Here is a 13,658-nt window from a genome sequence, read left to right as displayed (position 1 = left end):
GTAAAACCTTGTACGATTACTTTAGAATCCTTGTTTACTAATACTGACATTTTATTTCTATTTTTTTAAATTTTAAATAATATTGATAAAACACAAAAATAGTCAATATTCTTGGAAAGTGAATACTGATTTTTGTTTTTTCTCGGAGAATTAATTTAGAGATTCTTTAGTTTCACCTCTTTTTTTAGATAACTGCGGAATTCTTCTGCAATTGAGCCAAAATAAGTTGCTTTTTTCAAATCTCGATTGACACCTGTTTTCGCAAGAAGTACCGTTCCAGACTCAATTCTAAGACCTGACGCCATACCAACTTGCCCCCAAATTGTCACATCATCTTCGATAACACAACATCCAGCAATTCCTGTTTGTGATGCAATTAAGCAACGTTTCCCAATCACTGTATCATGTCCGATTTGGATTTGGTTATCAAGTATACTGCCTTCGCCAATTAATGTAATATCTGTAACACCTCTGTCAATCGTACATCCAACGCCTATTTCAACATTGTTTTCGATTACAACATTCCCAACAGAAATTAATCGGTCATAGTTGCCATTTAACTTTCTGTAATAAAAAGCATTTCCTCCCAAAACCGTGTTGGATTGGATAATAACATTATCTCCAATAATTGTCTCATCTCCTATAACAACATTAGGATAAATAATGCAATTTTTCCCTATTTTAACATTGTTACCAAAAGTTACACTTGGATGGATTTGGGAATTTTCGCCGATTTCTGGTTTAGAAAGTTCCCCAAAAAAGTTAGTAATTTTCGTGAAATGTGTATTAATTTTATTAAAATCTCCAAAAGGATCTTCTGAAATTAACAAAGCTTTTCCTTCGGGACAATCTACTTCCTTGTCAATTAAGATAATTGTCGCATCCGAGTTTAATGCTTTATCATAATATTTGGGATGGTTAACAAATACAATTTCTCCAGCTTTAACACGGTGAATTTCGTTAGTTCCCAAAATTTGAAAATCTTCAGAGCCGACATATTTTGCTTGTATAAGATCTGCAATAGTCTTAAGCGTTTGCGGTTGGCTAAATGTCATAATAATACGTATTTATCAAAAAAAAGCGCTTTGGAAATCAAAACGCTTACATTATTTATTTTACTCTTTCCAGATAAGAACCGTCTTCGGTATTTACTTTAATCTTATCACCAGCTTCGATGAACAATGGTACCAAAACTCTAGCACCTGTTTCTACGATAGCATTTTTAAGAGCGTTAGTTGCTGTGTTACCTTTAACACCTGGATCAGCTTCTACAACATCCAAATATACTGTTGGTGGGATCTCAGCAGAAAGCGGCGTCTCATCAACTTCTTTCAAGATGATTGTTACCTCTTCTCCAGCTTTCATGAATTGTGCGTTTTCAATCATTTCTTTGTTGATGTAGATTTGAGAGAAATCGTCGTTGTTCATAAAGTGGAAACCATTTTCGTCGTCGTATAAATACTGGAATTTTCTAGTAATTACTTTAACTTCATCAATTTTGTGACCTGCTGAAAATGTGTTATCAAGAACTTTTCCGTTGGTTACACTTTTCAATTTTGTTCTTACGAAAGCAGGACCTTTACCTGGTTTAACGTGTTGAAAATCGATGATTTTGTAGATGTCATTACTGTATTCAATACAAAGACCTTTTTTAATATCAGCTGTTGTTGCCATTAATATTTAATTCTTTATTTTATGATTTTTAAATTTAATCTTTTGATGAGCCGTAGCCTTTAACAATACCTCGCGGTGAGTTTTGGATAAAGGTTAAAATCTCGTCTCTTTCTACCGTTGGTAGCATTTCTTTTTCGATGAATTCGATTGCTTGTGTGGTGTTCATTTTCATTTGAAAAATAGCACGATAAATCTTCTGAATTTCAAAAATTTTATCATTGTTAAAACCACGTCTTCTAAGTCCTACCGAGTTAATACCAGCATAGGAAATTGGATCTCTAGCAACTTTAACATAAGGAGGAATATCTTTTCTGATCAATGATCCACCAGAAATCATCACGTGTTTTCCGATTTTGCAAAACTGTTGAACGGCACTTAAACCACCCATCACAACGTAATCACCGATTTCTACGTGACCTGCAATTCCGCAAGCATTGGCAATAATTACATTATTACCCAACACACAATCGTGAGCGACGTGCGCTGTTGCCATAATCAAACAGTCGTTTCCAACTTTTGTATATCCCAAAGCTTTGGTACCGCGGTTAATTGTGACAGCTTCTCTTATGACGGTATTATCACCAATGTATACAAACGTATCCTCACCATCAAACTTCAAATCCTGTGGAATACCACCAAGAACGGCTCCTGGAAAAACTTTGCAGTTTTTTCCAATTTTGGTACCATCCATAATGGTTACATTAGGACCAATCCATGTTCCTTCTCCAATTTCTACATCTCCGCTAATTGTGGTAAAAGCTTCCACAACTACATTTTTGCCAATCTTGGCACGTTTGTCTACGACTGCTAACTGATGTACCATTTAGTCTACTTTATTTCTTGCTACTTGTGCCATAAGTTCTGCCTCCAAAGCGACAGAATCGCCAACATAACCGTAACCTTGCATATGCACAATACCACGTCTTATTGGTTCAATTAATTCAATTTTAAAGATAAGCGTATCTCCTGGAACGACTTTTCTCTTGAATTTTACTTTATCAATTTTAATAAAATATGTCGAATAATTTTCTGGATCTGGTACGCTTGCCAAGACTAAAATTCCTCCAGCTTGCGCCAAAGCTTCTACTTGCAAAACACCTGGCATTACTGGTTCTTTAGGAAAATGTCCCACGAAGAAAGGTTCGTTCATAGTTACATTTTTAAGACCAACCACGTGTGTATCTGACAATTCTAAAACCTTGTCTAATAATAAGAATGGCGGACGATGAGGCATCAACCTCATGATTCCATTAATGTCAAACACAGGTTCTTTTGTTAAGTCAAAATCTGGAACATTTTTCTTCTTCTGAAGTTTCCATTGTCTGTTAAGTTTCTTTGCAAACTGTGTATTTACAAAATGTCCAGGTTTGTTAGCGATAACGCGACCTTTAAGTTTAACACCAACCAAAGCCAAATCGCCGATCACATCAAGCAATTTGTGACGCGCTGCTTCATTAGGATAGTTAAGCGTTAAGTTATCCAAAATACCATTTGGACGAATTGACACATCATCTTTACCAAAAGCAACTTTTAACTTTTCAGTTGTTGCTGGCGTCAATTCTTTGTCCACGTATACGATAGCATTGCTGATGTCACCACCTTTGATAAGGTTATGATCTAACAATTGCTCAAGTTCATGTAAAAAACTAAAAGTTCTCGCCGAAGCAATTTCTTCTTTAAAGTCTGAAAGATGCTTTAAACTTGCATTTTGTGTTCCTAAAACTTTAGTTCCGAAGTCTACCATCGTCGTTACTTCGTAATTCTCAGATGGAATAATTGTAATTTCTGAACCTGTGTTAGGATCAACATAGCTAAGAACTTCTTTAATAACAAGATATTCTCTATTTGCTGTTTGTTCTTCAATACCAACTTTCTCGATAGCTTCTACGAAAAACTTAGAAGATCCATCTAGGATTGGCGGTTCAGAACTGTCCATCTCCATAATAACATTGTCAAGATCCATCCCAACTAACGCAGCCAAAAGATGCTCGCAAGTGTGGATTTTGACACCTAATTTTTCTAAAGTCGTACCACGCTCCGTTGTCGTTACATAATTAACATCCGCTTCAACTTGTGGACGACCTTCTAAATCTGTTCTTACGAAAACAAAACCAGTATTTTCTTTAGCTGGTTTCATGGTAAGATTCACTTCTTTTCCTGTGTGCAGTCCTATACCTGATAGATGTATGTCTTCTCGTATAGTTTTTTGTTTATCACTCATTGCAAAGATATTTTTTTAACAAATTCTATTTTTTGTTATTTTCTAAATTATTAATTCTTTCTATAATGTTTCCAAAATTTCGGAAGTGTACATAACTTCTACGATAATCTCCTGCAGCAATCGCGGGCGAACCGTAAAGTACTTCTTTGTCCTTCACACTACTATTAACGCCACTTTGCGCTTGGATTTTCACTTGATTTCCGATTTCGATATGTCCAACAATTCCTGCTTGACCACCGATTTGGTTCCAATCTCCAATTTTTGTTGAACCTGCGATACCTGCTTGTGCGGCGATAACATTGTTTTGCCCAATTTTCACATTGTGAGCAATCTGGATAAGGTTATCGATTTTAGTTCCTTTTCCGATAATGGTAGAACCGATTGTTGCACGATCGATACTACAATTTGAGCCAATTTCTACATCGTCTTCCAAGATAACATTTCCCAATTGTGGAATTTTTTTGAATCCTTCTGGACTTACTTGAAATCCAAATCCATCGCCTCCAATGACTGTGTTAGAATGGATAATGCAATTGTCTCCAATAACACAGCCATCGTAAATACGCGCACCAGAATCAATTTTGCAATTTTTTCCGATTTTAACGCCTTTTCCGATGTAGACTTGCGGATAGATTTGTGTATTATCGCCAATAACGGCTTTATCTGAAATGTAAGTAAATGCACCAATATAGACTTCTTCTCCAACGACTGCAGAATGGCTAATACTAGATGGTTGCTCGATTCCTGATTTTTTCTTTTTGAGATCGTTGTAAAGATTCATCAAAATCTGAAACGAAAGATAGGCATCTTCCACCGCAATAATGACAGGTGAATAGCTATGATTTTCTTTCAACAAATTTTGAGACACGATAAGTACAGAACACTCTGTCGTGTCTATGAAATGTGAAAAACGCTCTTGAGCTACAAAAGATAAATGACCTTTTTGGCCATTTTCTATAGGCGAAACCCCAGTAATAACTGTATTTTTATCACCGATGATTTTACCATTTATAAAGTTAGCTATTTGCTCCGCAGTAAATTCCATATCGTGCAAAGATAACAATTTCTTAATTACACATTACATTTTTGATAACTTTTTACAATTTTGTCAAATATTTTTTTTCTCCTAAAATCTTTGATTTTTTTTAAAGATAATTTTTTCTAAATCCTCCACTAACGCAGATAAACTAAATAGCCTTAAAAGCTAAAACTGGTAATTTTTTGATTATTTTGATTGAAAAACTAATGCAAAAGCAAAAATTGACACATTATTAATTTTCGAAAAAAAACGTCAAAAATATCCTCTTATTGAATTATTAATGGAATTAAAATATTATTAAATTTTGGAAACCAGAATTTCTTATTATCCCTAACCGCAATAGGGATAGAAGCGGCATCCTTTGGCTTGGCGTGAGGCGGCGGAGCGTAGCGGAGCCGTCCGAGCTGCCAAGTTAAAGATAGAGCGAATAGCCCGACCTTGCGGATTGAGCGTAGAAAAGCTAGGAAAAATCCGCAAGGGATTGCCTAAATACTACATGACCTCTCGTGGAAATGACAAAATGTATTTTGTATTAACTTGATTAATAAAAGATGACAAAATCTGATTTTCAGAATCTTCCAATTTGATTTTTTTGCCCGATTTGTCTAACAAAAATATCGGCTGCTTTTCGGTGTCATAAGGCAAAAGACTTCGTGAAATCTGATCCACCAACTCGTTGCCATTTTGGATACCGAAAAAGTGATTGGTCTTCTGAATTTTGGTCTGAATAAAGTCTTCGGAAAAATATTGCGACGATGACATCGTTTTCGGAAAGTGGCGATAGATAACTGCTTTGCAAAGATATGCCAATACAAAATCATCTGATTCTGTCCATGATTTTATCGCTTGGAAAACATCCATATCATCCAACATGGTGAAGTTTCTCAAATTGAGTTCGTTCTCTTCTTCAAAATGTTGGTTTTCTAAGAAATATTTTAAATATTTTGGCGCGTCCAAAGCCATTCCTTCGGAAACCAACTTCTTGGCTCTTCCCAAAATTTTCACCAAAAGATGCTCTGACAAAGCCGCCGTTTTGTGATAATAAACTTGCCAATACATGAACATTCTCGCCGTTAAATAATTCTCCACAGAATAGATTCCTTTGGAGTCAACAACCAACTCGTCGTTCGACACATTAAGCATCGAAATGATACGTTGCGTATTAACATTACCTTCGGAGACGCCCGTGTAGAAACTGTCACGCTTTAGATAGTCCAAACGGTCGACATCCAACTGCGACGAAATCAACTGATTGAAAAACTTGCGCGGATATTGCCCTTTGAACATCTCAATCGCCAAAGTCAACTCCCCCGAAAATTCTTCGTTTAGTTTTGTCATTAATAATAAGGACAACTTTTCGTGATGCCAATTGTCCATCAATCGGTTTTCCAACGCATGAGAAAATGGTCCGTGTCCAACATCGTGCAACAAAATCGCCAACAAAGCCGCTTTTTCTTCTTCCTTGGAAATCGAAACGCCTTTTAACTTCAATGTTTCGAGTGCCGTAAACATCAAATGCATCGCGCCCAAAGCATGATGAAATCTCGTATGCTTGGCACCTGGAAAAACCAACGACAACAATCCTGTTTGAGAAATCCTACGAAGTCTCTGGAAATAAGGATGTTCGATAACATCGTACAGAATCTCGTGAGGAATCTTGATAAAACCGTGAACTGGATCGTTGATAATTTTGAGTTTATTAAGCATCGCTAACTATTGTTGATAATGATTACAAAGCTAACGAAATTCCATTTAACTTTTATTTAGGATGGTTTTAAGAAAAAGTTAAGACGTCAATTTTTATTTTTGGAACATTCAAAAACTAAACATGCTAAAAAACTATATTCTAGGAATCACATTTTTACTAATTAATAGCCAATTTCTTTTTTCACAGGAAAAATTATCCGAAAATCAAAAGTTAGAACAACTTTGCAAAATTTGGGGTTTTCTAAAGTATTATCATCCCCAAGTTACAACTGGCGCTTTTGATTGGGATGCACAGCTGATTTCGAAAATCCAAGAGTCTGAAAAAATCGACACTAAAAAGCAATTTAACGCTTTGCTTTCTACTTGGATTGATCAACTTGGCGAAGTGAAAAAATGTAAAACTTGTAAAGAAAACTCTGACAAAAAATATTTTTTAAAAAACTTTGATCTCAGCTGGACTGACGATAAAAATACATTTTCTACTGATGTCATCAACAAACTAAATTATATTGAGAACAATCGAAACCAAGCGGAAAATCATTATTACATTTTTGACAACAAGCTTGAAAAGATTGGTATTCAAAATGAAAAATATACTACTGATCTTTATCCTTCAAAAGAATTGAGATTGGTGGAGCTTTTCAGATATTGGAATTTGATTGAGTATTTCTTCCCATACAAATATCAAACGGACCAAAAATGGAATTCCGTTTTATCTGAAATGATTCCAAAATTTATTAATGCTAGCAACGAAAAAGACTATGCTTTGGCGACTTTAGAACTTCTTGCCAAAACTGATGACTCGCATGTTGTTCTCAAAAGTTCTGACTTAGTAAAGTATCTTTTTGGAAAGCGCACACTCTCAATCGAGGTTATAAGCGCGGAAAACAAACTTGTTGTTTCGAAAGTTCTTGATAGAAAATCTGGTGGAGATTACGCTTTGCAAGCCGACGATGTTATCCTAGAAATTAATGGCGAATCGATTCCTGATTTGGTTAAAAAATATTCTAAATACACTTCTGCATCCAACACTTGGGGAAAGCTACGCAGCATTAAAAATTTAGTTTTGTGGAGCAATAATCCAAGCCTGAATTTAAAAATTGAAAGAAAAGGAATTGTTCAAAATATCGACGCTAAAACTTACGTCATCAGTGATATTATTTATTATAAAAAAAATGAGGGCGAAAAATGGAGATTTCTAGATGAAGCGCAAAAAATAGGTTACGTCAACATTGGTGCAGTGGAAGTTGCAGACGTCGAAGATATTTTCAAAAGCCTAAAAGACACAAAAGCTATTGTTTTTGATGTTCGTAATTACCCAAAAGGAACGATACGTGCGATCGCTGCTCAACTTTTGCCAGAAGTAACACAGTATTATACTTGGATGAAGCCTGATCTTCAATATCCCGGAAAATTCTACGAAGACAAAGCTTTTATTGGAACTAAAAATCCGAATAACTACAAAGGAAAAGTAATCGCCTTGGTCAATGAGATTACCCAAAGTCAGGCAGAAACGCTAACGATGATGTTAAAACAACATCCAACTTGCACTGTTATAGGGAGCAACACTTCTGGCGCTAATGGAAATGTTGTAAGGCTAAAAATGCTAAATGCAGAAACGCAGTATTCTGGCTTAGGCGCCTTCTACCCTGATGGTCGCGAAACACAACGAATCAGTATTGTGCCCGACATTGAAGTAAAACCCAGCGTAAAAGGTATTTTGGATAAGCGCGACGAAGTTTTGGAGAAAGCGATTAGTATTATTGAAGGAACGAATGCGACTGCTTTAAAATAAAAATTAAACTCTAAAAAATCTTTTCCTTATTCTTGACTAAAAGTCTCAGTTGTATCTTTATACTCGCCCCAACCTGTCCAAACATTTTTTAACACTAACTTTTCACCATCAAAAGACTCGACTTTCCGAACCCAAGTGGCAGGAGGACAGCCATCTTTATCATCGCTTTTATTAAATAGTGCAACAAATACATCTTTGCTAATCCACTTAAGTCTCATTGTATCTGGATCCATTGGAAACATTTCGTTGGTCCAAGAAATTGTTTTGTCATCAATAAATTCGAAGCCAGCATAATTGGTAGATTTTAGTACAAATTTCCCCTTTAGCTTTTTTGAATAATCAACATTGTTATTATTAGAAACACTAGGAATTTCTAAATCATTAGAAGATTTTGCATCATTTTTCTGTTCCTTCGGGATTTCCAAATCTGCAGAATAAAAATTTTTAACTTGGTAACCAATTACAAATGCTAGCAAAACCAAAAAAATCATTAATAAAACATATCCTTTTTTCATTGTTGCTGTTGTTAAAAGTTCTTATCAATACTAAGTTACATCAAATTTAGAAAAAAGATTTTTTAAACTTAATTTAACTCAAAACTAAACCAAAATTCGTAGACTCTTTGGAAGCACTTTAACCTCAACTGGCGATTTTATTTTGTAATATTCGCCGTCAAGATGCCAAGCTTCTGAATCTACGGTAAAGGAAATTTCGGAAGTTGAAATATATTGTAAATACTTACCTGGTTTTAGACTTTTGGTAAACATTCGGTAAGCAAAAGAAAGTCCAGCAGGCAACGGAAATTTTTTAACCAATGCGATTTCAACTTTTCCGTCGGACATATCGGCATGAGGTGCGATGTACGCATTATTACCAAATTGACGACTGTTAGCAACATTTACCATCATATATTCGCCGTCGAATTGTTTGTATTTTTCTTCAAACTTAACTTTAATAGGTTTAAACTTAAAATACTTTTCGACAGTAATTTTGATGTAACTGCTAAAACCGCGTTCAGAATTTTCGAATCCTTCGATGATGTTACCATCCAAACCAACACCTGAAACATTAATGGATAAATTGCCATTAACAGAGAAAGAATCAACCAACTTGAAGTCTTTCTTTTTTAATTTATCTAAAAGAGAATCAATGTTTTTAGAAAAATTAGTTTCGTTCGAAAAACCATTACCAGAACCGGCAGGAAAAACCGCCAAAATTTTATCAGAATTCACCAATTTACTAGCAACCGTCGAGATTGTACCATCACCACCAATTGCAACAAACACATCAACTTCGTCCCAATTTTTTTTGATAAAATCAAAACTATCATCAATTGATTTCGAAACTAAAACCAAAGGATTTTCAACTCTCGATTCCAAAGCATTCAAAAAGCTTTTATAATTTTTTTTTGCAGAAAAAGGATTGATGATATAGGCTGTCTTCATGGAAAAATTCTAATAAAAAACTCCGAATTATCGGAGTTTTGATATTGCAAAAATAAGCTTTATTAATTAAATGTTAATTAGCTTGTACTCTTTTTAAAAATTCTGGTTTTAACTGATCTTTAATGTCTTTATAATCCAAAGTTATGTAGACCAAACCTGCAGCGTAAGCCGTAATTTCGTACTGATTGTAAACGAAAGTTATCGACTTATTTCCAAAATAGAAATTAGAGTTAAGAGGGATTGCTTTTTCTAGCAACATATCTTTTTGACCGTCTTTATCATTTTTGATAAAACTGTCCATCAATATTTGATTCCAAATTTTATCATTCGGATTTTTAACAATGTCTGATAAGCCAATGCTTCTGTTATCTTTTAAATCAAAAACTTTATACAACTCATTGTAGTAGCCATGCGCTCCACCAGTAAAACCACTGGAAGTATAACGAATAGTCAGCAAATTATCTTGATTAGAAAACACAGTCATGTGCGACGTATCATCCCAAGTTTGATGCGATAAGGGCTCCAATTCTATGGATTGATTATCTTTATAAAATCCAGCTTTATCAGCTTCAATAGCTGTTGCAAAACCTTGCTTAGAATAATCGCTAATCTTTAGAGAAGTCGGCTTATATATACTATCTAGCACAACCTGGTTATTGATAGATGGGAATAAAAGGACACTTTTTTTATAAGCCAAAGTCAAGTTACTTCCTACTTTTACAGAATCAGAAACTTTAATAGAATCCATCTGAAAAACAGCTTGCTTAGCAATGCTATCATTTGCTGAATCTGAGATATTAATAACTTCCGCAGTCTTCTTTGAACAACTTAAAACCAAGAGTGAGCCAAGCAATAAACTTCCAATAAATGCCTTCATAATTCCTTTTTATTTTTGGATAGCAAAAAACCTTCCAAAATTGGAAGGTTTTTATTTTTAGTTTAAATATTTTATTTGGCTAACAGCACCATTCTTAGATTTGACTTCGAAAAGATAAAGTCCTTTACTAAAATGCGAGACATCAATAATATCCTTAGTTGATGAAAATATGAGGCGACCATTTGCATCCATAATTTTCACACTATCAAAAGCATCGTTCCCTACAGCTTTTACCTGTACATTGCTAGAATTAATTTTTGCAATTTTAAATGAAAACTTTGACTGATCCAAAACCTCATGAGTCCCAAGAGAATTAATACCCTCAATTTTCATTGCGATTCCTTTGAAACCTGTCGAAACTGTTGATGCATTTCTCCATTGTGTATAACTCATCATCATAAAATCATTAGGATCAACAAATTTAGCAGGGTTTAACTGTTGATTTGCTGGTTGCAGATAAAAATTAGTCTGAGCAAAGAAATTATCATTAGGTTCTACACTCGCAGCAATACTTAACCAGTATGTACCAGGTGTCAATCCTTTAAAAAATGGAACTGCAGAAGTATCCACCATAAATTTATAATCATTACCTCCCAGATCTTCGTAAGACAATTTTCCAAGGAGACTTGCTGCGAATGCTCCAACGATGTTAGATTTATTAGGAATCCCAACAGGAGCATCATTACTATCAGTCATTAGATAGCAATAAAAAGTTGTGTTAGGCTTTAGGAAATTTGTATCTCCCACACCATAAAAGGTTATTTTGGTAATATCTGTATTCTCAGTTATATCAAAATCGTCCGCAACATAAATCCCTTTATTGTCGGTATTAACTGAAGAAATAATATCAACCGAAGCACTATTTCTAGGTTGATCTAAAACAACTTTTTGTCCGAACATCCAGCTTGAAGCTAATGTAAGTACGGCTAAAATTTTAATTTTCATTTGTGTAATATTATTTTAAGCGTCTATTCTCGCATAGACTGCGTTTTTCTCGATAAATTCTCTTCTTGGTGGCACTTCATCACCCATCAACATTGAGAACGTACTATCTGCTTCTACCGCATTTTCGATGGTAATTTGTTTTAAAGTTCTGTGTTCTGGATTAAGAGTTGTATCCCAAAGCTGTTCAGGATTCATTTCCCCAAGACCTTTGTAACGTTGTACTTCCACTCCTTTTCCATCTGGCGAAATCTCTAGCGTAAATTCCTCACGCTCTTTTTCGTTGTAAGCATAGACTTTTTTGTTTCCTTTTTTCAAAAGATATAAAGGCGGTTGAGCGATATAGATATATCCATTCTCAATCAATTCTTTCATATATCTAAAGAAGAATGTCAAAATCAAAGTCGAAATGTGAGATCCATCGATATCGGCATCGGTCATAATTACGATTTTGTGATAACGAAGTTTTGTTAAATTCAATGCTTTTGAATCTTCCTCAGTACCAACAGAAACACCTAATGCTGTATAAATATTTTTGATTTCGTCATTATCATATACTTTGTGAAGCATTGATTTTTCAACATTCAAAATCTTACCTCTCAAAGGAAGAATAGCTTGGAAGTGACGGTCACGACCTTGTTTTGCCGTACCACCCGCGGAATCTCCCTCCACTAGGAACAATTCTGATTCTGCTGGATCTTTCGAAGAACAATCTGACAATTTCCCAGGAAGTCCAGAACCACCCATTGGCGATTTACGTTGAACCATTTCTCTCGCCTTCTTCGCTGCCTGACGTGCTTTCGCTGCCAGTACAACTTTTTGAACGATCGTTTTAGCTTCTGCAGGATTTTCTTCTAGGAAGTTCGTTAGCATTTCACCAACGATTTTATCAACCGCCCCCGAAACTTCGGAGTTACCTAGCTTAGTTTTCGTTTGACCTTCAAATTGAGGTTCCATAACTTTAACCGAAACGACTGCTGTAAGTCCTTCACGGAAGTCATCACCCGTAACTTCAACTTTTTCTTTTGCAGGAAGACCTAAATCATCTGCATATTTCTTTAAAGTTCTTGTTAATGCTCTACGGAAACCTGCTAAATGTGTACCACCTTCGTGCGTGTTAATGTTGTTAACATACGAGTGTAGATTTTCATTAAATGACGTGTTATAACGCATTGCCACTTCTACAGGAATACCTTCTCTTTCGCCTTCCATAAAGATAACGTGCTCCATAATTGACTCACGATTTCCATCGATATATTCAACGAATTCTTTGAGACCACCTTCCGAATGGAAAACTTCATGTTTGAAGCTTCCATCTTCCAAAGCTTGTCTTTCGTCAGTTAAAGTAATAGTAATTCCTTTATTTAAATAAGAAAGTTCTCTCAAACGATTAGCCAATGTATCATAATTGTACACCAACTCTGTAAAAATACTGTCATCTGGTTGGAAGAACTGCATCGTTCCACGCTTCTCCGTATCACCAACTTGCTTAACATCTTCTAGAGCTTTTCCTCTTTGATAATGTTGTTGATAAACATGACCGTCACGGAAAACCGTTGTAATCATATCATTAGAAAGCGCGTTAACACACGATACCCCAACACCGTGCAAACCACCAGAAACTTTATACGAATCTTTATCGAACTTTCCTCCTGCTCCAATTTTGGTCATTACAACCTCTAAAGCTGATTTTTGCTCCTTTTCGTGAAAGTCAACTGGAATACCACGACCGTTATCGGTAACTTCGATTCCGTTTCCTTCTTTGATTGTTACTGTAATTGTATCACAATAACCTGCCAAAGCCTCATCAATAGAGTTGTCCACTACTTCATAAACCAAATGGTGAAGACCTCTTGTGCCCACATCACCAATGTACATCGAAGGACGCATACGTACGTGCTCCATTCCTTCCAATGCCTGAATACTACTTGCTGTATATTGTTTTTGACTCATATAAA

The 13,658-nt window shown here is 35.3% G+C and carries 12 protein-coding genes; 1 reads left to right on the top strand and 11 read right to left on the bottom strand.

Annotated features, from left to right (window positions below):
- Window positions 1-155: 155 nt before the first annotated feature.
- From Q1V95_RS05665 to Q1V95_RS05640, 6 genes are all read right to left on the bottom strand, one after another.
- Window positions 156-1,055 (bottom strand): LpxD N-terminal domain-containing protein, encoded by a 900-nt coding sequence (locus Q1V95_RS05665; protein ID WP_300671426.1) that lies wholly within the window; start codon window positions 1,053-1,055, stop codon window positions 156-158.
- 55 nt (window positions 1,056-1,110) lie between these two features.
- Window positions 1,111-1,674, bottom strand: coding sequence for an elongation factor P (gene efp, locus Q1V95_RS05660; RefSeq protein ID WP_300671424.1), 564 nt, complete (start codon window positions 1,672-1,674; stop codon window positions 1,111-1,113).
- Window positions 1,675-1,708: 34 nt separating this feature from the next.
- Window positions 1,709-2,497 carry an acyl-ACP--UDP-N-acetylglucosamine O-acyltransferase gene (gene lpxA / locus Q1V95_RS05655; protein ID WP_300671421.1) on the bottom strand — a complete coding sequence of 263 codons (789 nt, stop codon included), beginning with the start codon at window positions 2,495-2,497 and terminating at the stop codon, window positions 1,709-1,711.
- A complete protein-coding gene (locus tag Q1V95_RS05650; RefSeq protein ID WP_300671417.1) occupies window positions 2,498-3,895 on the bottom strand; it encodes a bifunctional UDP-3-O-[3-hydroxymyristoyl] N-acetylglucosamine deacetylase/3-hydroxyacyl-ACP dehydratase in 1,398 nt (465 codons plus the stop codon).
- A gap of 25 nt (window positions 3,896-3,920) precedes the next feature.
- Window positions 3,921-4,940 (bottom strand): UDP-3-O-(3-hydroxymyristoyl)glucosamine N-acyltransferase, encoded by a 1,020-nt coding sequence (gene lpxD / locus Q1V95_RS05645; protein WP_300671414.1) that lies wholly within the window; start codon window positions 4,938-4,940, stop codon window positions 3,921-3,923.
- A 486-nt stretch (window positions 4,941-5,426) separates the two neighbouring features.
- Window positions 5,427-6,641: an HD domain-containing protein gene (locus tag Q1V95_RS05640; protein ID WP_300671411.1), complete on the bottom strand. Its 1,215-nt coding sequence runs from the start codon at window positions 6,639-6,641 to the stop codon at window positions 5,427-5,429.
- A 121-nt stretch (window positions 6,642-6,762) separates the two neighbouring features.
- Between Q1V95_RS05640 and Q1V95_RS05635 the strand changes: the two genes are divergently transcribed.
- Window positions 6,763-8,436 (top strand): S41 family peptidase, encoded by a 1,674-nt coding sequence (locus tag Q1V95_RS05635; RefSeq protein WP_300671408.1) that lies wholly within the window; start codon window positions 6,763-6,765, stop codon window positions 8,434-8,436.
- A 26-nt stretch (window positions 8,437-8,462) separates the two neighbouring features.
- Here the strand turns inward: Q1V95_RS05635 and Q1V95_RS05630 are convergent, their stop codons facing one another.
- The 5 genes from Q1V95_RS05630 to gyrB all read right to left on the bottom strand — a co-directional run bounded on the left by Q1V95_RS05630 (window position 8,463) and on the right by gyrB (window position 13,653).
- Window positions 8,463-8,951 (bottom strand): hypothetical protein, encoded by a 489-nt coding sequence (locus Q1V95_RS05630; RefSeq protein ID WP_300671405.1) that lies wholly within the window; start codon window positions 8,949-8,951, stop codon window positions 8,463-8,465.
- Window positions 8,952-9,035: 84 nt separating this feature from the next.
- Window positions 9,036-9,881, bottom strand: a complete 846-nt coding sequence (locus Q1V95_RS05625; protein ID WP_300671396.1) for a diacylglycerol kinase family protein — start codon at window positions 9,879-9,881, stop codon at window positions 9,036-9,038.
- A gap of 73 nt (window positions 9,882-9,954) precedes the next feature.
- Window positions 9,955-10,758 carry an RsiV family protein gene (locus Q1V95_RS05620; protein WP_300671393.1) on the bottom strand — a complete coding sequence of 268 codons (804 nt, stop codon included), beginning with the start codon at window positions 10,756-10,758 and terminating at the stop codon, window positions 9,955-9,957.
- Between the two features lie 57 nt (window positions 10,759-10,815).
- Window positions 10,816-11,703: a T9SS type A sorting domain-containing protein gene (locus Q1V95_RS05615; RefSeq protein ID WP_300671390.1), complete on the bottom strand. Its 888-nt coding sequence runs from the start codon at window positions 11,701-11,703 to the stop codon at window positions 10,816-10,818.
- A gap of 15 nt (window positions 11,704-11,718) precedes the next feature.
- Window positions 11,719-13,653: a DNA topoisomerase (ATP-hydrolyzing) subunit B gene (gene gyrB / locus Q1V95_RS05610; protein ID WP_300671428.1), complete on the bottom strand. Its 1,935-nt coding sequence runs from the start codon at window positions 13,651-13,653 to the stop codon at window positions 11,719-11,721.
- Window positions 13,654-13,658: the final 5 nt, after the last annotated feature.

Origin of the sequence: Soonwooa sp., assembly GCF_030151385.1 — a bacterium.
Taxonomy (GTDB): domain Bacteria; phylum Bacteroidota; class Bacteroidia; order Flavobacteriales; family Weeksellaceae; genus Soonwooa.
Note: the sequence above shows the minus strand (reverse complement) of the source record. Positions and strands in the feature narration are given on the sequence as shown.